Genomic DNA, 26,571 nt, shown 5'->3' with positions numbered 1-26,571 from the left:
AAGCGCTTCTTAACAAAACATTCTGATGCGTTACTAGGTGCATTTTTTTATTTTTGTAAGAACAGATTCAACAACTTATATGTTAAAACAACAACTTAATTTTAAACTTTCACAAAAGCTTTCGCCTCAGCAGATACAGCTGATGAAGCTTATACAATTGCCTACGCAGGCTTTTGAACAGCGCGTAAAACAGGAGCTCGAAGAGAATCCTGCTTTAGACAGTGGAAAGGATGAAGTGAAAGATGATTTTGAGGAGTTTGACAACAGTGGGGATGAGGAATATGATTCAGAAAAAATTGAGACAGATATCAATGTCGATGACTATCTATCTGATGATGAAATTCCCAGTTACCGCTTAAATGCTAATAACTACAGTTCTGATGATGAAGAGCGACAGGTTCCTTATGCATCAGGAACTTCATTTACGCAACATTTGATGGGGCAGTTGCATACCTATCGTCTGGATGATGAGCAGATGGAGATTGCAGAGTTTTTAATAGGAAGTGTAGATGAAAGTGGTTATTTAAGAAGAAGTCTTATTGACTTGATGGACGATCTGGCTTTTACCCAGAATATTTATACTACGGAAGATAGTCTAGAGAAGATATTGCAAATCGTTCAAAATCTAGATCCAGCAGGAGTGGGAGCGCGTAGTCTTGAAGAATGTTTATTAATTCAGCTAAAACGTAAAGAAGAAACTGAATCTGTGGCTCTAGCTCAGGATATCCTGACTGATGCTTTTGATCATTTTAGCAAGAAACATTATCAAAAATTACTTTCAAAATTTGACATTACTGAAGATCAGCTTCGAGATGCTATTGAAGAAATAGAACATCTCAATCCAAAACCAGGCGGCTCTTACGCCGGAAATACAAAAGTTGTTGAGCATGTTATTCCAGATTTTACGATAACAATAAATGATGGTGAACTTGAGTTGACTTTAAATGGTCGGAATGCTCCTGAGATGCATGTTTCTAGAGAATATACCAATATGCTAAAGGGATATAAAGACGCCAAGCAAAAGAGTAAATCTCAGAAAGATGCTGTATTATTTATTAAGCAAAAACTAGATGCTGCAAAATGGTTTATAGAAGCTATAAAGCAACGCCAGCAAACACTTTTTGTAACGATGAGTTCTATAATGAATTATCAACAAGAATATTTTTTAACCGGTGATGAGCGTAATTTGCGTCCAATGATCCTGAAGGATATAGCGGATGAGATCGAGATGGATGTGTCTACAGTATCACGGGTTGCTAATAGTAAATATGTAGATACCCCATATGGAACCAAGTTGATAAAAGAATTTTTTAGTGAGAGTATGACGAATGATCAGGGGGAAGAGGTTTCTACGCGAGAGATCAAAAAAATCCTTGAAATCACAATTCAGGAAGAGAACAAGCGCAAGCCACTCACTGATGATAAATTGGCTAAAATTTTAAAAGAAAAAGGTTATCCTATAGCTCGTCGTACTGTTGCGAAATACCGAGAGCAATTAGATGTGCCGGTGGCACGTTTACGTAAAGAAATTTAATGAAATACTTTCTCCGGTTCTTTTCTTATTTAATGCATCCACTTTTGATGCCGATGTTAGGTGTTGGGATTTATTTTTCAGTAACTCCTAAGTTTGTTCCACAGTCCTTTATGTATGCAAAATTATTTGCGATAAGTATTCTAACCGTTGTAGTTCCCATTCTATTTTACTTTTTATTGGAAAGTGTGAAACTAGTTTCTTCCATAGAGTTGAAGCAAGTCAAAGAACGCAGGTTGCCTTTGTTAATACAAATTGGTATTACATTACTTATTATACGTATCATTATCAATGGATATGAATTCCCGGAACTTTATATCTTTTTTTTAGGAATATTGATTACATCTGCTACTGCTTTTTTGCTTGCTTTATTTGGTTTTAAGACTAGTTTGCATATGACCGGTATTGGTGGAGTGTTGTTATTTGTAATGGGGTTGAGTCTAGTGTATAATGCAAACTATTTGATTGTAATAAGTTTGCTGATTTTGGCAATCGGTTTTACAGCAGCTTCCAGAATTCAATTAAAAGCACATACGATGCTAGAGCTATTTGTGGGGATAGTAGTGGGAGGCTTACCACAATTTTTGGTGTTTTATCTTTATAAGATGTAAAACATTAGCCCTAACTTCAAGCTGTTTATTTCAATAGGGCTGCCATTTAGTTGTGCATCACCATTAAAAAATGGATTTAGATTATAATAAAAATAAAAGTTGAAGGTATCGTAGCCAAAAGAGAATGTCAGGCCCATTCGATATTTATTAAATTCAGGGACATCAGTTTGTGTAACTTGATTACCTGTTTCTTCAAAGTGAAATTTATAAGCGTAGACGTATCCTAATTGTAGTCCTGTATATATTCTCCAAAATTTATAATTAGTAGCTGTAGAAGTGCGCCAGCGTAATTGTATGGGTACCTCTACTATATAAGTTGAAAGCCAATTTTTATCATAATCAGTAGAAGAATCTATAATATCAAAAATACTCTCTTCTGAAGTTGTCTCTCCAACGAATAAATTTTGATTGTAGGTGTTCATAGAAAGACCTCCGCCCATGCCTATAGAAAGGTTTCTTTGTTTATTGATCGGCATATCGCGTATGAAACCAAAGTGAATTCCACCACTAAAGCCATTCTGCTCCATTTCTTTAGGCTTATTAGTAAGCAGGTTGAATGTAACTCCAAGGTAGAATTGATCTTCTCTGTATTTCTTATAAACTTCAGCGGTATCAATAACTTGTACAATGCTATCTTGAGCCAATACTGAAAAGCTCATAAGTAAAAAAATAATCAACTTAAATGGTGATTTTAAACGCATAAGTATTTTGGTGTTCTGAGATATTAAAGAAATAAAAAAAACGTCCTGAAGATACAGAACGTTTTAAATATAAATTTTAAGAGATGTGAATCAACTCTTGCAAAAGAGTATCAGTTCATCTTAACTGCATCACCAGATTTGGTAACATAGTTAATCTTAAGTGCATTTGCTTTTCTCAATTCCTGCTTAATATCAGAAATAAGGCCCATTTTACTATCTCCGTCTACTTTAAGAGCTGTAGTAAGAAAGGGTACTAACTCCTCTCTCTTACTAGCACGTTCTTGATAAATAAAATCTTGAATCTCTCCAACATCTGCAAATTTATCATTTAATTGAATTTTTGCAGAAGTCCCATAAGTACCTTGATAGCGATCTACAGGTTCCCCAGCGTAGATATACATAATAAGGTCTTTTTTGTCGAGTTTTTCAACTTGGTTTGCTGTAGGCAAATTATTTTTTACCATCAAGGTTGTTTCACGCATTGTTGTTGCAACCATAAAGAAGAACAGTAACATGAAAACAATATCCGGAAGTGATGCCGTAGAAATAGCTGGCAAATCACCACTTTTTTTCTTATTAAACTTAGACATAAATTTTAATGTTATAGGTTCTTAACTTTTCTTAGGCTCAGCTTCAGAAAGCTTTTCAGGATATAATTCCTGTATTGCTTCAATCTTAGGCTTAAGCTTATCCTTGTTCTCCTGTGTTGTACGAGGATCATTATAACGAGCTTCTAAACTTGTAAAAGACTCGCCATATTGACTAGTAGCTACACGGTCTCTCAATTCATTATAAGCAGCAACAAGTTCATTTTGTACTGCAATATAACGTTTGTAGGAAGTACCGCGATTATTTACTAATGAAATAATAGCTTTTGTAGGATTTACTGAGGAGCTAGGATCTTTAGCTCCCTGACAATACGAGCAATCTTCAGCTCCATTGTCTAAGAATGCTACCGCTGCAGCTCTTAAATCCTTAAGCTCCATTACCTTGTCTTCTACAAGTAATTCATCGTTACTGTTTACGATAACTGTAAATAAATTACGTTCTTTAATAACCGGTGGTGGAGGTTGATTTTCCTCTTGTTCCGGGGGTAATTTACGGCTGATACCGCTATCTGTCTCAATTGTTGTGGTAACCAGAAAGAAAATGAGTAGTAAGAAGGCAATGTCTGCCATCGAACCTGCATTAACTTCTGGTGCTGATCTTTTTGCCATAATTACTTCTTTATAGTTATTTAGCTAATTTCTTCACGCCTGAGAATACCATTGCACCAATGGCAACTATTGCAAGAATGTAGAAAGCATATATACCAGCTTCTACCCATCTTGAAGCGCTTGCAGATAGTACATCTCCATCACGCAATTGCACTTCTTCTCCAGAAGCCAAAACATACGAAATTACTACAACGGCTAGAAACGCACCCAATCCAATAAGTGTACTTTTTAAGGAAGAGCCGCTGCTGAATAAATTTTTCAGAACGAATACCAGTACAAAAACTATTGCTATAGCTATAGTTAGATAAGCAATATAGATAAATGGTGTTACAAGACCGTCTTGTAAATCTGCTGAATCTGTGATTGCTGTATCACCTGCCATGATGATTCTTACAAGCCAGATGGCTCCAAGAACAGACAGAATGAGTGCAACAATTTTTAATATTTTATGTAACATAATATACTATGTATTTAAAGAGGGATTATTACTTCTTGTAACGAACAAGCATATCTATCAAAGTGATAGAAGCATCTTCCATATCATTTACAATGCTATCAATTTTAGCAACAATGTAGTTATAGAAAATTTGAAGTATAATCGCAACGATAAGACCAAATACAGTTGTCAAAAGTGCTACTTTAATACCACCAGCGACAAGAGAAGGTTGCATGTCACCCGCAGCTTCAATTTTATCAAACGCCTGAATCATACCAATTACCGTACCCATGAAACCAAGCATCGGTGCAAGAGCGATAAACAGAGATACCCAAGAAACGTTTTTCTCAAGAAGACCCATCTGAACACCACCGTAAGCTACAACAGCTTTTTCTGCAGCGTCAACACCTTCGTCAACACGGTCAAGCCCCTGATAGTAAATAGATGCTACTGGACCTCTTGTGTTACGACATACTTCTTTGGCAGCTTCTATACCACCACTATTAAGTGCATCTTCTACATCTTGAGCTAATTTTGCTGAGTTTGTAGTTGCAAGGTTTAAGTAAATAATACGCTCAATTGCAATAGCAAGACCTAAAATTAGACATAAAAGAACGATACCCATAAATCCAGGACCACCTTCTATAAAACGCTTTTTTAACTCTTGAGTGAAAGATAAAGACTCATCATCAGTGTCGGCTACTGCCTCGTCTGCTGCTTCATCTTGAACTGCTGCTGCAATAACTGTGTTAGCAGTCATTAAAGGTGCAGTATTTGCTTGAGCCGTAAGATTGCCTAACGCGATTACAGCTGTGATTACTAGAATAGAAAATACTCTTTTCATTGCTTTTGATCTTAAAAATTTAGTTAGTAAAGGGATAAAGATATAAAATTAATTATTCAAATATTAAAAAATAGCAGAGAGGAAGGGATTCGAACCCTCGATACGCTTTTGACGTATACACACTTTCCAGGCGTGCGCCTTCGACCACTCGGCCACCTCTCTTTTTAAGGCCGAATACATTCTTTAGAATGATTGCCAATTAACAAAAAAAATATCGATTTCCAAAAGGTTTGCTGGGTTGATGTGATTCTTCGCATTAACTCATTTCACCTCTTAGCGATGTTTCAAATATAGTCTTAAAGACCTTCGGAGACAAATTTTGACTGTTTAGATACATCATTTTTGTAATTGCTGCTTCAATTGTTAGGTCTTTTCCTGAGATCACACCCAGGTTTTTGAGACCTGTACTTGTCTCATAATTACCCATTTGAACGCTGCCCCAGGTACACTGTGTTATGTTAACAACCGGTACTCCTTTTTGTATATTTTTTTTTAATAATTCAATAAACCAAGGGGATGTTGTGCTGTTTCCTGAACCAAACGTTAATAAAATAACACCGCTAAATTCGTGATTATTTAATATAGAAGTTAGCATCTTCTGGCTGATACCAGGATATAAATGAACCACCATGATGTTTGTTTTTAGATCGCGGTGTACAATTAGTTTTTTTCGTTTATAAGGTAGCAGTTTTTCATCTTCAATAGTTAGGTATACGCCAGAGGTTGCCAGTGGCGGATAATTGGGCGATTTAAAAGCTTCAAAATGTTCTGCGCTAATTTTAGAACTGCGATTGCCGCGATAAAGTTTGTATTCAAAATATAAACCAACCTCAGTTATATAGGGACGATTGCGTTTGCGTAAGGCTGCTATTTGTATTGCTGTGATTAAATTTTCTTTAGCATCTGTACGTAAATCACCTATAGGTAATTGTGAACCTGTGAAAATAACAGGTTTAGATAGGTTTTCTAACATAAAGCTTAATGCAGAAGCGGTGTAGCTCATTGTGTCGCTACCGTGTAAAATAACAAAACCATCACAACGATCATAATTAGACTCTATGATGTTGCATAAGTCCACCCAAAGATCTGGGTTCATATTAGAGCTATCTATAGGATTATCAAAACTTGTCGTTTCAATCTCACATTCAAGTAAGCGAAGCTCAGGTATTTTTTCTAGCAAATCTTTAAAATCGAAAGCCTTTAGGGCCCCGGTTTCAAAATCTTTAATCATACCGATGGTTCCGCCGGTATAAATCAGTAGGATTTTAGGTTGTTTGCTCAAGACTTTTGAGTTTGTTAATTACAGGATTTGCATACATCAATAAAAAATTCTCTTTGGCAATTTCACTTTCAGGATCTACACGACGTTCCAGTCTGCGCTCAAAGCTTCGTTTGTCACGTTCAGTATACGTGTGTGCAAATTGATCTGTTTTATGATATAAGTCGTATGCAACATAATTAGAAGGCCATAATTTATAGATGCGGTAAATTTCGTGATCTATTCGTTTAGCTAATTCCTGTAATTTATCATTATCAGATAGTTCAGATGCGTCGATCTCATCAAATACTGAAGATTCTAATTTACCTGCAGCAATATGAATGCGTTTTTTTGTTCCTAAAGCACCACGTAAAATACTGTTGAAGTCTTCATTGTTGCTTTTTACATATGCTATATCTTCACTTTTTGCAATGAGCTCTGGCATTTTTAAAATATCGGTAGGGTCAAATTCATAGGATATTGCAACAGGTCTTATATTAAGTTCTTTTAAGTAAGTTAAGACTGGTTTATCACCGCGAGCCATTGCAGCCATTTTTAAAACACCTTGCTGTGTTTTGTCGCTTCCATCTTTTGTACGTCCTTCCCGTTGCGCCATCCAAATTGATTGATTTTCGTGGAGGAGAAATTGCAAATATTCTGAAAGGTTTTTAGAGCTCATCAACATCTCGCGTGGAGTCAAGCTTCGCTGAACCATAAAACTTCGGTTTAATCGTGCTAATGCTAATAAAAAAGGTTTTTGCACAAGATTGTCACCTATTGCCGAAGCGGTCATAACCAGGTCATGATCATAAAGAGCAACATTTATAAAAGAAGTGTCTAAGATGATATCCCGGTGATTGGATAAATAAAAATAAGGTTTTCCCTTTTGTAAATCATCAAAACCAGAAGTAGAAAAACCATTGGTGCTTTTCTCCATAACCTTATGTACAGAACGGTAAATTACTTTGCTTTGAAAATCGTAGATTGAGTGACACGAGTCAATGATTTCTTTAATTTCCCGATGTGATTTATCTGGAAAGGTAAATTGTAAAAGCGCCTGAAACATAGGGTGCCTGTAATACGTCTGTAGTGCTTCGTGCACTTCAGAATCGTGATAGGGTCTTATGGAGTCAAATTTTGACACAGATTCTAATTTTGTTGAAGCGTAAAGAACGAAATATTTTAAAGATCAATCAAGTCTAAATATGTTTTTAGCATTTTTAGTGGTGATTTCTTCAATAGTTTCTATCGATACATCGTAAATTTCAGCTAGTTTTTCGGCAACATTAATGAGGTAGCTACTTTCATTACGCTTGCCTCTGTACGGTACGGGGGCCAGGTAAGGGGAATCTGTTTCTAAAACAATGTGATTTAAGTCGATTTCTTTCAAAAACTTATCGATTTTTCCATTTTTAAAAGTAACAACTCCACCAATTCCTAACTTTAAATTATAACTGATAGCTTTATGAGCATCCTCTAATATGCCGGTAAAGCAGTGAAATATACCGCGTAATTTTTCATTTTTTTCAGCTTCGAGTACTTCAAAAACTTCTGCAAATGCATCACGACAATGTATTGCGATTGGCAAATCATATTCTTTAGCCCATCTTATCTGTTGAGCAAAAGCTTCTTTTTGTATTTCTTTAGTTGAAGAGTCCCAATAAAGATCAATTCCTATTTCACCAATGGCGCATAGCGATTTAGAATCTAATTGTTCTTTAACATGTTGAAGCTCGCTATTTACAGTTTCAGAATCTACATGAGTTGGGTGTAAGCCCGCCATGATGTGCATAGAATCCGGGTATTTTTCTTTCAGGTTCCACATAGACTCTGTGTAGGTAGAATCTATTGCAGGCAGAACAAATTGGTTAATAGATTGATTGAAAGCGCGATCTATTGTTTCGTCGCGATCTTCTTTAAATGATTCGCTATATAAATGCGTGTGAGTGTCTATATACATAATGTTGCAAATTTAAAATTTAGCATTTGCTCAGCAGAAGAAACTTTAGAGAATATTTAAAATCGTACAATATAATTTGACTTAAGTTTGAGGAGTGTAAAACAGATTATGACTTCTTTACGACAGCATCTTACTAAAAAAAAGTATAAACGAATAGTTTTAAAGCCAGTAGGTACTGGGCATTTAAAATTTAATGCTAGAATTAATGGCGTTGAAGGTGAATTTATTTTAGATACGGGAGCTTCAAATACGTGCATAGGTTTTGAAGATCTGGAGCGTTTTAAACTTTTTGCTGAAGATAGCGAAGTTAAAGCTGCAGGAGCAGGAGCTATTGACATGTTGACGCAAATTTCTCAAGATAATCTTATCGAAATAGAGAGTTGGTCTACTAAAGAAATCTCAATTGTTCTGTTTGATCTTTCTCATGTGAATCAAGCATTGATCAATCACGAGGCCGAACCAGTTAGTGGAATCATAGGAGCAGATATTCTTAAAATCGGAAAGGCGGTTATTGATTATCAATATAACTGCTTATACCTTAAGTAAAACAAATTAAAGAAACGTATTGTATTGTTTTACTAAAAAATAAAGTATTCAACTCTTGATACAATCCTTTTATTTGCTGATGTCATATTAATAAATAAAGCATGTTGCTAAGGGTTTTTTGTAAAACGTTTCGCTTCGCGTTTGAACAATTGTACTAAGAGAATAATGCTTCAACCCCTCTTAAAACTTCAGTTTATGAAATAAAGAAAGCCAGCTACAAGGATGTTGTTGTGAAACGTTTCGCTTCACGTTTGAATAATTGTACTAAGAGAATAATGCTTCAACCCCTCGCTCAACACCCCTTAAAACTTCAATTTGTAAAATAAAGAAAGCCAGCTACAAGGATATTGTTGTAAAACGTTTCGCTTCGCGTTGAATAAGTGTACTAAGAGAATAATACTTCAACCCCTCGCTCAACACCCCTTAAAACTTCAGTTTGTAAAATAAAGAAAGCCAGCTACAAGAGCTGGCTTTCACCCCAAATCATAATTGATTATTACAAGTCAATTACAACAGCCTTAAATATTTTCTGCCAAATGGCACAAAACAAAACTAAGTTATTTTTTTCGTTTATAAAAAGGGTAAAATATAAAAAGCCTTAAAATAAAATAAAGAGTTCCATTATTTTAGATGACTACCGGCGACTACTGGATTGTTTTCTCCGTTACTGTATTTCATCATTTTGAAGCCTGGATGAATGCAGTAGCATCCCGTCTCACCTTGTTTATTAATAGCGATATAAGCTACTTGAAAATTTGTATGGTTAGGATTTGTAGATACTATACGGTTTACAGCTTCTTCACAAGCTTCTTGTGGAGACATGCCGTTGCGCATTAATTCTACAATGAGAAAACTGCCCACGGTTTTGATAACCTCTTCTCCCATTCCTGTTGCTGCAGCTCCGCCAATAGTATTGTCAATAAAAAGACCACTTCCTATAACGGGACTATCACCTACGCGACCTTTCATCTTATAGGCAAGACCAGAAGTTGTGCAAGCTCCCGAGATATTACCATCCTTATCAAGCCCCAACATACCAATGGTGTCATGGTTTTCAATATTAATTACAGGCTTATAATCAGAAGTTTTTAGCCATTCTTTCCAAAGTTTTTCTGTTTCAGGAGTTAAAAGATTTTCAGCTGTAAAACCGCTTTCGACAGCAAACTCTTCTGCTCCTTTGCCTACAAGAATTACATGCGGTGTATCTTCCATCACTTTACGAGCTAAAGCTGCAACATTTGTAATGCTTTCTACTGCCATTACAGAACCGCAGTTGCCAGTATGGTCCATCACACAGGCATCAAGCGTGACATTTCCTTCACGGTCTGGTGAGCCACCTTTGCCTACAGTGGTATTCTTGATGTTTTCTTCCTCAACAGCAACACCTTTTATAACAGCATCAAGAGCAGGTAGCCCCTGGTCGAGTAACGCGCCTGCAGTCGCATTCGCTTTTGTAAATTCCCAAGTGCATATCGCAACCGGGCCACTCGCAAGTTTTTCTGATGGTTTCAATTTTAGTTGGTTTTGCTTGAAGTTAGCATTAGCCAGACTGTTAATTCCTAATCCTAAAGCAAGAGTGTTTAGGCTGGTTCTAGTTATAAAATTACGGCGTTTCATGTATGTATTAATTAAAAAACGGAAGTTACTAAAGGGGTGAATAATCTATGTGCTTTTATTCTCAAAAAAATAGGATAATATTTAAATTTTCTACACTATGCTTTGCTAATATTACTATTCTTAAAATTGAATTATGCGTTGGTTGTTCTTTATAGTCTTTTATATTCTAGTAGATGTTTATGCTTTTCAGGCTCTTAAAAGCTTTTCAAAGGGCTTGTTGTTTAATTCTACTTATATAATAATTTCTATTGTCGTTTTAGCAGTACTTATCTATACACTTTCTACTATGAATCGTTCTGAAGGAATCACGACTAAAGAGATGTATGTCTTTGGGTGGTTTCTGGTGTTCTTTGTGCCTAAGTTAATTTTAGTCGTATTTATGTTTGGTGAAGATGTGATACGATTTTTAATAGCAATTTTTTCGAGACTTTTTAGTAGTCAATCTTCATTTCATTTTCCATCTAGGCGAAAGTTTGTTAGTGCTTTAGCTCTTGGTGTTGCAGCAATTCCTTTTGTTTCTTTAATCTATGGAATGTATAAGGGAAAATACCGGTATCGCGTGCTTTCTTATGATTTAGAATTTGAGGATTTACCAGAAGCTTTTGATGGGTATACCATTACTCAAATTAGCGATGTACACAGTGGGAGTTTTGATGATGAGGAAAAAATAGCTTATGGGATTGATTTGATAAACCAACAAGAAAGCGACGTTATTTTATTTACGGGAGATCTGGTAAATAATTTTGCTAAAGAAATGCAGGGGTGGACTAACCTATTTTCAACCTTAAGGGCAAAAGATGGTGTTTATTCTGTTTTGGGAAATCACGATTATGGGGATTATGCAGACTGGGAATCGCAACAAGCTAAAGCTCAAAACCTGGAGAAACTAAAAGATTTACAACGTAAAATGGGTTGGAAACTTTTGTTGAATGAACATGTCTGGTTGGAGAAAGGTGACTCGCGCGTAGCCTTAGTAGGTGTAGAAAACTGGGGTGCAGGTTTTAAACAAGCTGGTGATATTGATAAGGCTTCAGAGGGTTTGACTGAGAAGGATTTTAAAGTGTTGATGAGTCACGACCCTTCTTATTGGGCAGAGCGTTTGAAAAAAGATCCTAAAAATTATCAATTAACATTGAGCGGCCACACGCACGGGATGCAATTTGGTATCGAAATTCCCGGGTTTATAAGATGGAGTCCGGTGCAATACAGATATGAGAATTGGGCCGGTATTTACAAAGAAAATAATCGTATTTTAAATGTAAATCGAGGTTTTGGCTATTTAGGCTATCCCGGAAGAGTGGGTATCTGGCCAGAAGTAACAGTTATTAAGTTGAAGTGTAAGCGTTGAGGTTAATTTATAAAAGTAGGCTATTACTTACTTGTATAAAGTAATTTTTTCGTTAAACATCGTTTAAGAGTGTTTATTTAATGTTTAAATGCGTAATTTCAGAATCAAAACTGATTAATTCTGTCGTTATGCTTTTGTAAAAACGACTCTTAATAATATTGCTTTTTACAGGCTTGGTTTTAAATGCTCAGTTAGGTATAGGTACAACTAATCCTGATGCATCTTCCCTTTTTGAAGTAAAATCTACTACTCAAGGTTTATTGACTCCGCGTATGACTACTGTCCAGCGTTTAGCAATAAGCTCTCCTGCTAATGGGCTACTAGTTTATGATACAGATGAATCTGCTTTTTACTTTTATCAAACAAGTTCTTGGTCGAAGTTAAAAGGTGCTGAGAAGCGCAATAATTATGTTTTGGTAAAAAGTCAGGCTGATTTACCTGCACCTTCTGGTGCTACAATCACATTAGATGAAAATACGTACTATGAAATTAACGGAGTAATTGCATTAACTGCTTCAATAGATTTGAACGGAGCTTATGTTTCTGGCCTAGATGCTACTGAAGATGTTTTAAGTTTCTCTGGAGGAGTTGTTTTTAAAGGCGCAACCGGGGGGAGTGTTCGTAATGTGACAATTACTGGTTCTAAGGCTTTTGAGATAGCTGGTGCAGCTTCTGAATCTTTATTAGTGCAAAATACTGTAATCGCCGGTACGACCACCAGTGTGGGTTCTGTTTCTGGTATCGGTTTGTTCTTCGGCAATATCGTACAGTTTGTGAATAATGCAAATGGTATTACTTACTCAAATATTGGTAACTTATTGCTTAATAATCAAGCCTGGTTGAGTACAAATTCAGGTACTTATGAAAAGTTAACCGGTTCTTTTAGTTTAGTTCAGAAAGTAAGTGGCTTTAGCGCAGTGGCTGGTTCAGCTATTGCTTTTGATGTTAGCGCAAACCCTACAGTAAGTAACGGGGTATTGTTGAGTACGGTTTTTTCGGGGACCTCAAGCAATGCTTACATTAATAGGTATACCACAGGTAGTTTTACTGGGTATAATTTCACTAATAATTGGACGGTTAATTGCCCTGGTATTCCGGTAGAGTCTGATAATGTTGCCACGGGTAACCTGTATTACAACGGAACTTTAACTACGGGTTTTGTGCAGACTGTAACAGATCAAGCAGCATTTAATCTACAAGGCAATTTAAATACTAATTCAACTAGTGCTGTAAATTTATTTAGAATGTCTTCTCCTCAAAACAACAGGTTGACCTATTTAGGTAAAAAGAACAGAACATTTCAGGTTAACGCTGCACTCTCGGTAAGAGGAAGTGATAATGTGGGTAGTTTCTATGCTTTTTTTATACGTAAAAATGGTATTACAACCTTAACGGAGACGAATACTGTTATGAGGGTTAATACGACCTCAGACATAGTTAGCAATTCAATATCGGGTACTGTGGAGTTAGCGCCTAATGATTATATTGAAATTTGGGGGCAAAGGCTGCTTACTGCTACAGGGAATAGTAGTACAGACACTACTATTGCTGTCTTTTCTTTAAATGTGAATATTAAATAACGCTAGATTTTAATATCCTTTTTGATTTTATTTCGCTTTAAACCTTATATTTAGGTAACTAAAGAACGTGGGCTATGTCAAAATTTGGAGCACTCATAGATCAGGACATTCCGGTATTGTTGGATTTTTATACTGAATCTGATAAGCGATCTGTCGTTATGAAGCCAATATTGCGCGATGTTGCGGCGGCATTAGGAGATCAGGTAAAAGTCATAAAGATTGATGTTGATAAAAATCCTGACTTGGCTGAAGCGCTTCGAATAAAAGGATTACCCACTTTGGTAATCTACAAGAAGGGTGAGATGAAATGGCGTCAAAGCGGTGAGCAGAATGCTCAGGCACTCATTAACGTTGTTCGAAAATTCATCTAAAGTTTTTCAAAGGTGTAGCCTAGCTTACTAAAGTGATCTAATACTTTAGGCAATGCGTATTTCATATTTTTTTCAGCTTTGAAACTGTCATGAAAAACGATAATACTTCCTGATTCAGCGTTTTTAATGATATTAGCTGCGCAAGACTCTCCACTAATTCCTTGCTCCCAATCGTAAGCAATAACATCATACATAATGATCTCATAACCTCTTTTCTGTATTGCTTTTGCCTGGTTGCGTCTGATTTTTCCGTAAGGAGGTCTAAAGAGCTTTTGCGTTTTTGTGTGAATCTCAATTTCGGCTTCAGCTTTCACCATATTTTCAACATAAATAGTTTTGCCGTACTCCCAGCCTTTTAAGTGATTGTAGGTGTGATTGCCTATACTATGCTCGCTATCTATAAGTTTCTGAAATATATGAGGATGTTTTGTGATGTTTTCGCCAATGCAAAAAAAAGTTGCTTGCGCACGGTATTGTCTTAATGTATCTAGCACCCAAGGTGTGACTTCGGGGATGGGGCCGTCATCAAAAGTCAGGTAAAGTTTCTTTTGGCTTTGGCAGTCTTTAATTTTGTCCCATACGTACCCAGAATAAAGACGCTTAAGTAGCTTAGGCGTCTTTACGGGTAAGTTGATTTTTAATGGCATTACTCTGTGGTGTCTGAGCTGGCAGGTATCGCAATTGAGGAGTCTAAAGTCTGCTCGGTAGGTTCAACAGTTTCTGGCTCGGTCTCATCTTCACCATAAAATTGACTGAATTTGCGCAAGTACGAATTGAATTCTCTGGCTTTTTCAGGTATGATCTCCTGATCTTGATTGATAATGAGTAGATCAACAAGGCTTCGGTAGCGTTCGATATCAGTAATTATGTCTTGAGCGTACTTGTATTGTTTCTCCAGGCTTAACGTACTCCAGTAATTTAATTTTTCTTGGTATTTAGTTGCAACATCGTCCCATAATTTACGGGCTTTTGCTTGTTCGCCCACTTCATAATAGCCACTTATATAGGGTTCTAGAAGCGTATAATATTCAAAAATATCCACTGGCATTTTTTCCATTGCCAGGTCTAAAATGTTTTTAGCTTTATCAAATTTTTGCTCCTGAATTAATTTTTCAGTCAGACGTGCGAGGTTTCCTCTATAGGTGATTCCATTACGGCGCGTTTCGGTATCATGATAAATGTCAGGATCACCGCTGTTGCCCCAATACCAGTTGGTGGCAATATCATAAAATTTATCAGAATCTATTCGGCCCATGTCGTAAGGAGCCTTAGGATCTATAGGGGTTTTAATAGGTACTAGCTTGTAGCAAACTCCATCAAGTTGCAGGTAGTCTTTCATCCACAGATAGTCATCATCACCAAAGCTTCCGCCTGTAAAATAAATAGGACGCTCCCAATTGTTATTTGCAATAACATCTAGCATAAGCAGTCTGTTTTTGTAAATAACACTTTCTTTTAGGTTGATTACAATTTCAGGTACAATTTCGTCAGCATCCTTTTGAGGTACTATTCCATTAGCCAGAACACTTTGCTTATCTACAGGAATACTAATATGCTGTGTAGGGAAGGAGTGTACCATGCTGCCACTTTGTAATTCTTCCATTGTTCTTGGGTCATCACTGGCAATCCAGTTCATCCAGGTTTTGATATCTAGCGTATCATTAGGACGTAACTCATTATAAAAAACCGCATCTCTGTTACCTGCTACATACTTGTCGTGGGTAAGTTGAGAAGGTATAGGAGCGCTTTCATATGCCTTACGTTTCATGTCATCTATATACCAGGCAGTTTGAAATAAGCTGGTATTTACAATGCGTACATCACGGCGGTAGCCTTCAATCTCCTGAACATACCACAAAGCAAAAGTGTCATTGTCACCTATGGTAAAAAGTATCGCATTTTCATCACAACTATCCAGATACATTTTTGCCATCGCAAGTGCAGTCTTTCGGTTAGAACGATCGTGATCATCCCAGTTTTGAGCAGCCAGAATTACCGGTGCAGCTAATAAACAAACTATAGTAACAACAGGTAAAACAACTTTAGAACTGAGTTTTTCTTTAAGCATATCATACAAAGCATATACTCCAAATCCTATCCACATTGCAAATACATAGAATGAACCTACAAGGGCATAATCTCTTTCGCGTGGTTCAAATGCGCGTTCATTTAGGTAGATCTTTAATGCGATACCCGTAAAAAGAAAAAGTACCAGCAATACCCAAAAACTCTTTTTGTCTTTACTGGCTTGAAAAACCAAACCTAACAACCCAAGTATAAGCGGTAGGAAGAAATAGGTGTTTCTGGCCTTGTTATCTAATGCATCGGTAGGAAGATTTTCTTGTGGCCCCAAGCGTGCGTCATCAATAAATGGGATTCCGCTTAACCAATTCCCATGGATGTCGTCATATTTACCCTGAATATCATCTTGACGCCCAGTGAAATTCCACATAAAATAACGCCAGTACATATAGCCGAATTGAAAATCGAACATATATGCTAGGTTGTCTGTAAAAGAAGGTGGATTTACATTTACATACTGTCTGATGCGCATAAGAAAAGACTGAAAACCTTCGTTGTCTATTCTGCCTTGTGCATAATCTGATTTAAATTGTGCTACAGCTTGTTGTAATTCTTGATTGTCTGCATATTCTGGCTTTACCTGAAAATCCAGCGGACCGGTAAATTGCATGTAATTTGCGATGTGATCTGTACTCCACATTCTGGGTAAAAATACTTTGTGGCGATCTTCAGAATTTTGAACGGAGTTTTTCCAGTCGTTTACAATAATGTATTTACCACTTTTCTCATCCTTCTCATAGTTAGGTTTCCCGTCTACGTAGGGATTTTGAGCATCTAATCCTCCAAAGATTTCGGTGAACTGAGGTCCGTAAAACAAGTGTGTTTCTGGGTATTGCTCACGGTTGTAATAGGCTAATAATTCGCGGGCGTTATTCGGATTGTTTTCGTTAATGGTCGTCCCTGCATTAGCTCGAATAGGAAGCATCATCCAACTCGAAAAGCCAATAAATATAAAAAGGATTGATAGGATTAAGGTGTTTAACTGGTAGTATGATTTCTTTCTGGTAAAGCTTAGCAAATAATAGAATACACCTATAAATACAAGGCCTGCGATTATTGTTCCGCTATTGAATGGAAGCCCAAATGTGTTGACAAAGAAAACTTCGGCGTAACCAAAAAAGCTTAGTGTGTAAGGTAAGAGGAATTTGAAAATGAACATCAATACAGCAACAACAATAACATTTGCTATGATGAAATTTTTTATAGTAATCTTTTTGTAGTTTTTAAAGAAATAGAGAAAGCCAATTGCAGGAATAGTAAGCAATGCCATAAAGTGAACCCCAAAAGATAGACCGATAATGAAGCAGATAAGCATCAGCCAGCGGTTTCCGCGAGGTTTAAACATATCGCGTTCCCAAAGCAGAGCAACATAAAATAAAGCCGAAAGCATAAACATTGCCATGGCATACACTTCTGCTTCTACTGCATTAAACCAAAAACTATCTGTGAATGCAAAAGCTGTAGCGCCAATAAATGATGCTGCCAATACTGCCATTTCATCAGAGGAGGTTATTACTTCTTTATTGCGTTTAAGTAATTTGCGTAGTAATAAAGATATAGACCAGCACATAAATAAAATGGTAAATGCTGAAGCTAGACATGACATAAAGTTTACGCAAAGTGCCACATAAGTGCTGTCTGGAGCAAAAATAGAGAAGAAAGCTCCCAGCATTTGGTATAATGGCGCTCCTGGAGGGTGACCAATTTCTAATTTAGATGAGGTAGAAATATATTCTCCTGCATCCCAAAAACTAGCGGTAGGCTCCACGGTTAAACTGTAAGAGATGAGTGCAATGGCAAAAGCACACCATCCTACTATTTTATTATACTTCGGGAAATTGAAGTTTGTCATAAGGCAAATTTAACTCACAAATGAGGTTTTAACGCTTCGAGGGTGGCCTCGATAACTATTGGTTTAATCGCAAAAACCTAAGGTTGAACCTTGGGTTTCTATTCGGGCGAATTTAAGAATTAATACGATAATGGATTCTGTTTTATTGACTAACTAAACCGTTGAAGTGTTGAAGTTTTGATTTTGATTGATTTTAAGCGTGATTCTACGTGCTATTAAACGCTTAGGTTGGATAATTATTTTTCAGATAAATTTTTCCTGAAAAAATATTTGCTGAACAAAAACTTTGTATTAAATTTGCAGCCGCATTCGCAAGTCAGGTGAATGTTTCCATTTGTAAGGAAAGGTCAATGGCCTATGGTGTAACTGGCAACACGTCTGGTTTTGGTCCAGAAGAGTCTAGGTTCGAGCCCTAGTAGGCCAACAAGTTAAAACCCGTATCTTTCTGAGATACGGGTTTTTTATTTAGAAGGTCTTTTTTGGTTTTTTAATGGGATGCCAGATAATAGGCCATGTTTGTATAAAAGCTGGAGCCTTTAGGGTCGTTTTTTATGCAGTTTTGTAAAAAGGAAGCGATCTGTTTTTGAGGTACTTCAAGAGTTACTTCAGCTTCTGGTGCGCTAGATAGTATGGGCTTCATTGTGATATAAAATATGTCTTCTGTTTGAGTAATTGATACTTCAGAAGCTTTAAAGAATTTTTTTAAAATCGCTTTTTGAATAATTCTAGATCTAGTAGAATTGTCTTTGCAATTTTGGTCTATTAATTGAAATAGTCCTGCGATAATGTTTTGGCTTTCGGTTTGCATAGCTTCTTGTTTATTTACTCAATAATCAGATTTAAACAATTAAGATGTTTTTGTTGAGCTCAATTTTTGCTCACAATCACGTTTTTTTTTAGTCTTGAATTAAATTGATGACTTGAAGCTACTTTTATTTTTAATTGGTAAATTCTAAAAGAATGTTATTTAGAGATTTATTAACCTTTTCTTGATGATTGTAATAAGATCAAATTCTAAATGTTAGCACTGGTCTTTTTGCGTGATTCACGAGGTCTTCGCTTAAAGATTCGTTAAAAAAATGAGCAAGACCTTTTCTACCATGAGTGCCAATAGCTATTAGATCTGCATTTATATTTTTTGCATAATTCATGATGCCTCGTTCTACTTTAAGATCGTTGTAGATTTCAAAGTTATTAATCGTTTTGTTGATTTTTGAAGCGAATTTTTTGAAGAGTTCCGTGATTTTCTCAGTAGTTTCAAAACGGTCAGGAGTGTTTATATAAACCACTTTAAGATTTGCGTCTTCGGTCTGTGCAAACTCAATAGCTTTTTTGATAGGTTCTATATTATCATCTTCAAGGTCTGTAGCAAATACTAATGTTTTTACTTTAAAATCAGTGTGTTGCTTTTTGATCACTAAAACAGGGAGAGATGCATTTCTAACAATTTTTTCAGTATTAGAACCTATAAAAAGTTCTTCAAAGCCACTGGTTCCGTGAGAACCCATAATGATTGTATTTATAGATTCCTTTTTAGCGTAGTCTAAGATGCCTTGATGAATAGAGTTAAATTTTACCACATCTATAATTTCAATACCTGTGGCAAAGGCTTGCGATTTTAATTCCTGAAAATTATTCTGTGCCATCTTGAGGAAAAATAAGGCTTCTGGTGGTTCAAAATTTTGAGATCCAGTAACAGATTCTAAAATCGTGTGAGGAAATTCAACTAAATGAAGCAGGTGTAATTGAGCGTTATAGCGTTTAGAGAGCTGTCATGCAACTTCAAAGGCTTGATTGGCCTGCTTGGAAAAATCTGTGGGTGCTAGTAATTTTTTTGTCATAACAAACTGTTTTTAAAAGGGATATGGTTTGAAATGGGCTTATTAAAGTTAAGCATTTAATAGAGAGGTTGTTCTATTTTATATGTTGATAAATATTATTATATTTGCAGTGTTGAATTAAGAAAATTAATTGAGGGGACACATTGAGTCCCCTCTTTTTATAGGAACATGTTGAAGGAACGCGTAAAAGCTCTTTTAGAGGAGGCATTTGAAGAGTATAACTCTTTATTTTTGATAGATATGACCATTAAAGGTAATAACGAGATTGTTGTTATTATTGATGGTGACGAAGGTGTGACCGTGCAAGACTGCATAAATGTAAGTCGTAAGGTAGAGCATAACCTAGATAGAGAGGAAGAAGATTTTTCTCTGGAGGTAATGTCTGCGGGAGCTACAGAGCCTTTGGTAAATCAAAGACAATACAAGAAAAATGAAGGTAGAGATCTTGAGGTAAAACTTCAAGACGGCTCAAAAATAACTGGTCAACTTACTGATGTTGCAGATGATACTGTTACACTTGCTTGGAAAGAGCGCGTTCCTAAAGAGGTAGGTAAGGGTAAGGTTACTGTAGAGCGTGAAGAGGTGGTTGCATACGATGCCATCAAGCAAGCAAAAGTTAAGATAAAATTTTAAGTACACACAATGGAAAATATTGCGTTAATCGAATCATTTTCTGAGTTTAAAGATGATAAACTCATAGATAGAGTAATGCTAATGGCAATACTCGAGGAAGTTTTTAGAAGTACGTTGAAAAAACGTTTTGGAAGTGATGATAATTTTGATATTATTATTAACCCTGATAAGGGGGATTTAGAGATTTGGCGTAATCGTGTTGTTGTTGCAGATGGGGAAGTAGAAGATGAGAATTCAGAAATTAGTCTTGAAGAGGCGCGTAGAATAGAGCCTGACTTTGAAGTTGGGGAAGATGTTTCTGAAGAAGTTAAGTTGATAGACTTAGGGCGTCGCTCTATATTGGCTTTACGTCAGAATTTAATTAGTAAAATTCACGAGCACGATAATACGAATATTTATAAGCAGTTTAAAGATCTTGAAGGAGAGCTTTACAATGCAGAAGTGCATCACATTAGACATCGTGCGATTATTTTGCTAGATGATGAGGGTAATGAGATCATCATGCCTAAAGACAAGCAGATTCCATCAGATTTCTTTAGAAAAGGAGAAAATGTACGTGGTATAATAGAGAGTGTAGAGCTTAAAGGAAATAAGCCTGCAATTATTATGTCTCGTACCTCACCATTATTTTTAGAGAAATTATTTGAATCTGAAATTCCGGAGGTTTTTGATGGTTTAATTACAGTTAAAAAAGTAGTTCGTATACCTGGAGAAAAGGCAAAAGTTGCTGTTGACTCTTATGATGATCGTATTGATCCTGTAGGGGCTTGCGTTGGTATGAAAGGTTCAAGAATTCATGGTATAGTTCGTGAGTTAGGTAATGAGAACATTGATGTAATCAATTTTACTAATAACTTACAGTTGTATATAACTAGAGCTTTGAGTCCTGCAAAAATCACATCTATAAAAATAAATGATGAGAATAAAACTGCAGAGGTAATGTTAAAGCCTGAAGAGGTCTCTAAAGCTATAGGACGTGGTGGTCATAACATCAGATTGGCTGGACAGCTTACAGGTTATGAGATTGATGTGTACAGAGAAGGTGTAGAGGAAGATGTTGAGCTTTCTGAATTCTCTGATGAAATAGAAGATTGGGTAATTGCCGAATTTTCAAAAATAGGTTTAGATACCGCAAAAAGTATTTTAGAACAAGACGTAGAAGATCTGGTTAGAAGAACAGACCTTGAAGAAGAAACCATTGCCGATGTAATGAGAATTCTTCGTGAAGAGTTTGAATAATTCTAGGACTGTACAGGTTTTTTAGGTTAATTTTATAGCGAATTAAAGCATTTTATGGCAGAAGTAAAGAACATGAGGTTAAATAAGGTATTGCGTGAACTTAATATTTCACTAGATCGTGCTGTTGATTTTCTTAAGGAAAAAGGGCATGATATAGAAGCACGTCCTACCACAAAAATCTCTGCCGAAATCTACGGGGTATTGTCTGATCAATTTCAGACTGATGCCAATAAAAAGGTAGCCTCAAAAGAGGTTGCTCAGGAGAAACAGAAGGAGAAAGAAGCTATACGCCAAGCTCGCGAAGAAGAGATTGAAGAAAAACGTCAGGAGCGTGAGCCTCAGCAGGAGGTTATACGTGCTAAGACTAACCTTCAGGGACCGAAGCAGGTTGGAAAAATTGATTTAGATAGATCTGGAAAACCTAAAGCTCCTGAAGTAGAAAAACCAAAAGTAGAGGAAACTCCTGTGAAAAAAGAGGAGCCTGTTGTAGAGGTTAAAAAAGAAAAAGAAGAGGTTAAAGAGGTTAAGGCTGAAAAAACTGCTGAGACAGAGAAGGTGGGAGAAAAGCCCGTTTCTAACGTAAAATCAGTTGAGAAAGCTCCTGCTCAAGAACAAAAGGATAAGCCGGCTGCTAATGTTGAAGCTCCTAAAGCAAAAAAAGAGGAGAAATCTTCTGAGGCTAAATCGGAAGAAGAGCCGAAATTGGGTGATGATGTTCTGAAAACTGATTATAAGAAATTAGACGGGCCGAATTTTACAGGTCAAAAGATTGATCTTTCTCAGTTTAAAAAGCCAGAGAAAAAGAAAAAACCTGTTGCGAATAAAGATGATAAAAAGCGCAAGCGTAAGCGTATAAGCAAATCGCCTGGTGCTAATCCTAGTTCTGGAGGGAATAACAATAATAGAGGGCGGAATCAAAGAGGCGGAAGTCGTAGAAATGCTCCTGTTGTTAAAGAAGAGCCTACAGAAGAAGAAGTGCAAAAACAAGTGCGTGAAACACTTGAGAAACTTCAAGGTAAATCTAATAAGGGTAAAGGTGCAAAATATCGTAGAGATAAAAGAGATCAGCACCGTCAGAAGAATGAGACTGAGCAAGCTCAGCAAGAAGCAGATAATAAAGTATTAAAGGTAACAGAGTTTGTAACGGTAAGCGAAGTTGCAACGATGATGGATGTTTCAGTAACTCAAATTATATCTGCGTGTATGTCACTGGGTATGATGGTGACGATGAATCAACGTCTCGATGCAGAAACACTTTCAATTGTTGCAGACGAATTTGGTTACGAGGTAGACTTTGTGAATGCTGATATAGAGGAATCTGTGGCTGTAGAAGAAGATGCGGAAGAAGATCTTAAAGCAAGAGCTCCTATTGTTACGGTAATGGGTCACGTTGACCACGGTAAAACTTCACTTCTGGATTATATACGTGAAGAAAATGTTATTGCCGGTGAAAGTGGTGGGATAACACAGCACATAGGTGCGTATGGTGTTACTTTAAAAGACGGTCAGAAAATTGCATTTTTAGATACTCCGGGTCACGAGGCCTTCACGGCGATGCGTGCGCGTGGTGCTCAGGTTACAGATATTGCGATTATTGTAATCGCAGCAGATGATGATGTGATGCCGCAAACTAAAGAAGCGATATCTCATGCTCAAGCCGCTGGGGTGCCTATTGTTTTTGCGATAAACAAAGTAGATAAGCCAACGGCAAATCCTGAAAAGATAAAAGAGCAGCTGGCAGGTATGAACTTACTAGTTGAAGATTGGGGTGGTAAAATACAATCTCATGATATTTCAGCAAAAACAGGAATTGGTGTTCCTGAATTATTAGAAAAAGTATTGCTTGAAGCAGAAATATTAGAGCTTAAGGCAAATCCTGATAAACGTGCTAACGGTACTGTAGTTGAAGCTTTCTTGGATAAAGGTCGTGGATATGTATCTACGATATTAGTTGAAGGTGGTACGCTAAGAATCGGAGATTATGTTCTTGCCGGAACAAATAGTGGTAAGGTAAAAGCAATGCACGATGAGCGCGGGAAGGAAATTAAAGAAGCGGGTCCTTCGACTCCAGTTTCAATTTTAGGTCTCGACGGTGCTCCTCAGGCGGGTGATAAGTTTAATGTGATGTTAGATGAGCGTGAGGCTAAAGACATTGCAAATAAACGTACGCAGCTGCAGCGTGAGCAATCTGTTAGAACTCAGAAGCATATTACGCTTGATGAGATTGGTAGACGTATCGCGCTTGGTGACTTTAAGGAACTTAATATTATCTTGAAAGGTGACGTTGATGGTTCTGTAGAGGCCTTGACAGATAGTTTTGGTAAATTGTCTACTGAAGAGATTGTTGTAAATATCATACATAAAGGAGTTGGTGCAATCACAGAAAGTGATGTGCTGCTTGCTTCGGCATCAGATGCGATTATTATCGGGTTTAACGTACGTCCTGCGGGTAACGCAAGGCAGGTTGCTGATAAAGAAGAAATCGACATCCGTACTTATTCTATTATTTACGATGCGATTAATGATCTTAAAGATGCGATGGAGGGTATGCTTTCTCCAGTGATGAAAGAGGAAATTACGGGTAATGCTGAAATTAGAGAAACATTCAAGATCTCTAAAATTGGTACAATCGCTGGTTGTATGGTTACTTCTGGTAAGATATTCCGTAATAATGGAGTTCGTTTAATTAGAGATGGAGTGGTGGTTTATACCGGAGAGCTAGCATCTCTTAAGCGCTTTAAAGATGATGTGCGCGAAGTTGCTAAAGGTTATGATTGTGGTATGCAAATCAAAAATTACAATGATATACGAGAGGGTGATATCGTAGAATCATATCATGAAGTAGCTGTTAAGAAGAAATTGAAATAAGATTCTAATTCCTGATAGTAATAAAAAAAGCCCTTGAGATTTTCAAGGGCTTTTTTTTATTTAAGCTTCACGTTAGTTCTAACGTTCTGGTTTCATTACAAAAGCATTTGGGAAGTTTTTTTGGATCTGTAAAAGCGCTTGGTCTGCTTCAAGTCGGTTTCTGAAGTTTCCTACCCAAACTTTATAGTTAGGGCTCTCATAAACGATTTTGGGCTTCCATTCGGCATACTGAGAATTGTACTTGCTGTGTATTTTATTTGCTTCGGTAATATTGCCGTAAAATAGCTGAATTTTATAGCGGTCTGTCAGTTCATCATTAGCGGTCATTTCAGACTTAAGTCTCAGTAATTCAGGTAGTCTGTCGTCTTGAATAATACGTGAGTTTGCTGACTGACTGTATGTTGAAGATGTTAAAAATCCACCAAAAAGGCAGGATATAGTAAGTTTTATAAGAGTTCTTTTCATAAGAAAAAATGTTTAAGCAAAAGTAAAAGTTATAACTCAAAATGTGTAGTTTTTATTATTTAGAACTTATATAAATTACCTTTTAACGCTTTACTAACACTTCAAAAATCCACTTCTAAGTCTTACTTTTGCCATCAAATTTGTCGGCATTATTTCTAGTTTGTAGATGCTTTTAATCACCCAGATTGGTGCCGCGCTAAGATGACAATTCTATCATACTATGAAACAGGGTAAATACCTTAATTCAGCTTCTCGATTTTCTTTAATCACTTTAGCATTATTGCTTTCTTTTTCATCAATTGTGTTTGCTCAAGATGCAACAACTGATGAGGGTGCTGCTGAGTCAGAAACCACAGCTGCTGCTCAGGGTGGTGATGCCACTGCCGGAAAAGCTTTGTTTAACGCTAACTGTGCTGCGTGTCATAAATTATACAGTCGTGCAACTGGGCCGGCTTTGTATGATGTTACTGAGCGTCGCGACAGAGATTGGTTGTATCGTTGGATCAAAAACAATAAAGAGTTGAGAGATTCAGGAGATCCTGAAGCTATAGCTATTTATGAAGAGTATAGTGGGACTGCGATGAACTTGTTTCCGCAATTGACTAATGCTGATATTGATGATATCTTAGCGTATACTGATACTCCTAAACCAGAGCCTGTTGCTCCTGTTAACGCAGCTGGTGGTGCTGGTCAAGGTGGAGGTGGTGGTGTTTCAAGTACGATCATACTTGCAATTCTTGCTGTTGTATTGGTTATGCTTGTGGCAGTGCTGTTTCTTGTGAACAATACGCTTAGAAAGTTTGCGGTAGCGCAAGGTGTTGAGCTTCCTGTTAAAGAATCTCGCAAGCCAATCTGGAAAGCTTTTGTTGAAAATCAATTCCTTGTTTTGGTTTCGGTAATTGTTCTTTTGTTGGGCGGAGCTTACTTTGCTTACGGATGGATGATGCAGGTGGGTGTTGATCAGGGTTATCAGCCAATTCAGCCGATTCATTATTCACATAGAATTCACGCAGGTGATAATCAGATTGAGTGTAAGTATTGTCACTCTTCTGCCAGAACTAGCAAAACTTCAGGTATACCTTCTCTTAATGTTTGTATGAACTGTCACAAAAGTATTAGTGAGGTTGCAGACCAGACTTCAGAATTTAGTTCTGTTACTGAAGACTACTCAAAAGAATTTTATGATAAAGAAATTCAGAAATTATACAAGGCAACAGGATGGGATCCTGCAACTCAATCTTATTCTGGGGAAACTCAGGCGGTAGAATGGGTTCGAATTCATAAGCTTCCTGACTTTGCATATTTTAATCATTCTCAGCACGTGAGTGTAGCGGGTGTGCAGTGTCAAACTTGTCACGGTCCTGTTGAGGAGATGGAAATTATGTATCAAAATGCTCCATTGACGATGGGGTGGTGTATTAACTGTCACCGTGAGACTAACGTAAAAATGGATGGTAATCCTTATTACGAGAAAATTCATGAAGAGCTTTCTAAGAAGTATGGAGTTGAGCAATTGACTGCTGCTCAAATGGGAGGACTTGAGTGTGGTAAGTGTCACTATTAATAGAGTT

The 26,571-nt window shown here is 36.8% G+C and carries 23 protein-coding genes, 2 tRNA genes and 1 pseudogene; 11 read left to right on the top strand and 15 right to left on the bottom strand.

Features of this window, described 5'->3' with window-relative positions; translation table 11 throughout:
* The first annotated feature begins 79 nt into the window (after positions 1-79).
* Both rpoN and DSM03_RS01300 read left to right on the top strand, forming a co-directional pair.
* On the top strand, positions 80-1,534 hold the full coding sequence (gene rpoN / locus DSM03_RS01305) for an RNA polymerase factor sigma-54 (protein ID WP_128761571.1): 1,455 nt from the start codon (positions 80-82) through the stop codon (positions 1,532-1,534).
* Positions 1,534-2,142, top strand: coding sequence for a hypothetical protein (locus DSM03_RS01300; protein WP_128761570.1), 609 nt, complete (start codon positions 1,534-1,536; stop codon positions 2,140-2,142). The genes rpoN and DSM03_RS01300 overlap by 1 nt, the downstream gene beginning before the upstream one ends.
* Here the strand turns inward: DSM03_RS01300 and DSM03_RS01295 are convergent.
* The 9 genes from DSM03_RS01295 to DSM03_RS01255 form a co-directional block, all read right to left on the bottom strand.
* Positions 2,130-2,801, bottom strand: coding sequence for a porin family protein (locus DSM03_RS01295; protein ID WP_236638849.1), 672 nt, complete (start codon positions 2,799-2,801; stop codon positions 2,130-2,132). The two genes, DSM03_RS01300 and DSM03_RS01295, sit on opposite strands and share 13 nt — an antisense overlap.
* 152 nt (positions 2,802-2,953) lie before the next feature.
* Positions 2,954-3,433, bottom strand: a complete 480-nt coding sequence (locus tag DSM03_RS01290; RefSeq protein ID WP_128761568.1) for an ExbD/TolR family protein — start codon at positions 3,431-3,433, stop codon at positions 2,954-2,956.
* A gap of 21 nt (positions 3,434-3,454) precedes the next feature.
* Entirely contained in the window at positions 3,455-4,060 is a 606-nt protein-coding gene (locus DSM03_RS01285; RefSeq protein ID WP_128761567.1) for an ExbD/TolR family protein, read from the bottom strand.
* 16 nt (positions 4,061-4,076) lie between these two features.
* A complete protein-coding gene (locus tag DSM03_RS01280) occupies positions 4,077-4,517 on the bottom strand; it encodes a hypothetical protein (protein ID WP_128761566.1) in 441 nt (146 codons plus the stop codon).
* A 28-nt stretch (positions 4,518-4,545) separates the two neighbouring features.
* Positions 4,546-5,340, bottom strand: coding sequence for a MotA/TolQ/ExbB proton channel family protein (locus tag DSM03_RS01275; protein WP_128761565.1), 795 nt, complete (start codon positions 5,338-5,340; stop codon positions 4,546-4,548).
* A 74-nt stretch (positions 5,341-5,414) separates the two neighbouring features.
* Positions 5,415-5,502, bottom strand: a tRNA-Ser gene (locus DSM03_RS01270).
* Between the two features lie 94 nt (positions 5,503-5,596).
* Positions 5,597-6,571, bottom strand: coding sequence for an asparaginase (locus DSM03_RS01265; protein WP_236643936.1), 975 nt, complete (start codon positions 6,569-6,571; stop codon positions 5,597-5,599).
* A 34-nt stretch (positions 6,572-6,605) separates the two neighbouring features.
* Entirely contained in the window at positions 6,606-7,742 is a 1,137-nt protein-coding gene (locus DSM03_RS01260; RefSeq protein ID WP_201740391.1) for a 1-acyl-sn-glycerol-3-phosphate acyltransferase, read from the bottom strand.
* A gap of 45 nt (positions 7,743-7,787) precedes the next feature.
* Entirely contained in the window at positions 7,788-8,561 is a 774-nt protein-coding gene (locus tag DSM03_RS01255; RefSeq protein WP_128761563.1) for a TatD family hydrolase, read from the bottom strand.
* Between the two features lie 105 nt (positions 8,562-8,666).
* Between DSM03_RS01255 and DSM03_RS01250 the strand changes: the two genes are divergently transcribed.
* Entirely contained in the window at positions 8,667-9,104 is a 438-nt protein-coding gene (locus tag DSM03_RS01250) for a retropepsin-like aspartic protease (RefSeq protein WP_128761562.1), read from the top strand.
* A gap of 621 nt (positions 9,105-9,725) precedes the next feature.
* On the opposite strand, the gene DSM03_RS01245 is transcribed toward DSM03_RS01250, so the two are convergent.
* Positions 9,726-10,721, bottom strand: coding sequence for an isoaspartyl peptidase/L-asparaginase family protein (locus DSM03_RS01245; protein ID WP_128761561.1), 996 nt, complete (start codon positions 10,719-10,721; stop codon positions 9,726-9,728).
* Positions 10,722-10,854: 133 nt separating this feature from the next.
* Here DSM03_RS01245 and DSM03_RS01240 point away from each other — a divergent pair, with 133 nt between their 5' ends.
* From DSM03_RS01240 to DSM03_RS01230, 3 genes are all read left to right on the top strand, one after another.
* On the top strand, positions 10,855-12,069 hold the full coding sequence (locus DSM03_RS01240) for a metallophosphoesterase (protein WP_128761560.1): 1,215 nt from the start codon (positions 10,855-10,857) through the stop codon (positions 12,067-12,069).
* A gap of 158 nt (positions 12,070-12,227) precedes the next feature.
* On the top strand, positions 12,228-13,649 hold the full coding sequence (locus DSM03_RS01235; RefSeq protein WP_236638846.1) for an autotransporter outer membrane beta-barrel domain-containing protein: 1,422 nt from the start codon (positions 12,228-12,230) through the stop codon (positions 13,647-13,649).
* Between the two features lie 74 nt (positions 13,650-13,723).
* Positions 13,724-14,020: a thioredoxin family protein gene (locus tag DSM03_RS01230; RefSeq protein WP_128761558.1), complete on the top strand. Its 297-nt coding sequence runs from the start codon at positions 13,724-13,726 to the stop codon at positions 14,018-14,020.
* Here DSM03_RS01230 and DSM03_RS01225 read toward each other — a convergent pair.
* Both DSM03_RS01225 and DSM03_RS01220 read right to left on the bottom strand, forming a co-directional pair.
* A complete protein-coding gene (locus DSM03_RS01225) occupies positions 14,017-14,667 on the bottom strand; it encodes a polysaccharide deacetylase family protein (protein ID WP_128761557.1) in 651 nt (216 codons plus the stop codon). The genes DSM03_RS01230 and DSM03_RS01225 overlap by 4 nt on opposite strands.
* Complete coding sequence (locus tag DSM03_RS01220) at positions 14,667-17,954, bottom strand: glycosyltransferase family 117 protein (protein ID WP_128761556.1); 3,288 nt, start codon at positions 17,952-17,954, stop codon at positions 14,667-14,669. Before DSM03_RS01220 ends, DSM03_RS01225 begins: the two co-directional genes overlap by 1 nt.
* Positions 17,955-18,305: 351 nt before the next feature.
* Between DSM03_RS01220 and DSM03_RS01215 the strand changes: the two genes are divergently transcribed.
* A tRNA-Gln gene (locus tag DSM03_RS01215) sits at positions 18,306-18,378 on the top strand.
* A gap of 63 nt (positions 18,379-18,441) precedes the next feature.
* On the opposite strand, the gene DSM03_RS01210 is transcribed toward DSM03_RS01215, so the two are convergent.
* Positions 18,442-18,762: a hypothetical protein gene (locus DSM03_RS01210; protein WP_128761555.1), complete on the bottom strand. Its 321-nt coding sequence runs from the start codon at positions 18,760-18,762 to the stop codon at positions 18,442-18,444.
* Positions 18,763-18,961: 199 nt separating this feature from the next.
* A pseudogene (locus DSM03_RS19260) lies at positions 18,962-19,711 on the bottom strand (universal stress protein); the annotation flags it as partial.
* Positions 19,712-19,963: 252 nt separating this feature from the next.
* Here DSM03_RS19260 and rimP point away from each other — a divergent pair.
* From rimP to infB, 3 genes are read left to right on the top strand one after another with little or no spacing between them, the layout of a single operon-like run.
* On the top strand, positions 19,964-20,428 hold the full coding sequence (gene rimP, locus DSM03_RS01200; RefSeq protein WP_128761553.1) for a ribosome assembly cofactor RimP: 465 nt from the start codon (positions 19,964-19,966) through the stop codon (positions 20,426-20,428).
* Between the two features lie 9 nt (positions 20,429-20,437).
* Positions 20,438-21,667: a transcription termination factor NusA gene (nusA, locus tag DSM03_RS01195; protein ID WP_128761552.1), complete on the top strand. Its 1,230-nt coding sequence runs from the start codon at positions 20,438-20,440 to the stop codon at positions 21,665-21,667.
* Between the two features lie 54 nt (positions 21,668-21,721).
* Positions 21,722-24,535 (top strand): translation initiation factor IF-2, encoded by a 2,814-nt coding sequence (gene infB / locus DSM03_RS01190; protein ID WP_128761551.1) that lies wholly within the window; start codon positions 21,722-21,724, stop codon positions 24,533-24,535.
* A gap of 78 nt (positions 24,536-24,613) precedes the next feature.
* Here the strand turns inward: infB and DSM03_RS01185 are convergent, their stop codons facing one another.
* Positions 24,614-25,000: an SPOR domain-containing protein gene (locus DSM03_RS01185; protein WP_128761550.1), complete on the bottom strand. Its 387-nt coding sequence runs from the start codon at positions 24,998-25,000 to the stop codon at positions 24,614-24,616.
* A 220-nt stretch (positions 25,001-25,220) separates the two neighbouring features.
* On the opposite strand from DSM03_RS01185, the gene DSM03_RS01180 reads away from it, so the two are divergent.
* The gene (locus DSM03_RS01180) at positions 25,221-26,564 is read left to right on the top strand and encodes a c-type cytochrome (protein WP_128761549.1); all 1,344 of its coding nucleotides are present in this window, start codon (positions 25,221-25,223) and stop codon (positions 26,562-26,564) included.
* Positions 26,565-26,571 lie beyond the last annotated feature (7 nt).

Origin of the sequence: Leeuwenhoekiella aestuarii (genome assembly GCF_004104055.1) — a bacterium.
GTDB lineage: Bacteria > Bacteroidota > Bacteroidia > Flavobacteriales > Flavobacteriaceae > Leeuwenhoekiella > Leeuwenhoekiella aestuarii.
This window is presented reverse-complemented; position numbering and strand designations above follow the sequence as displayed.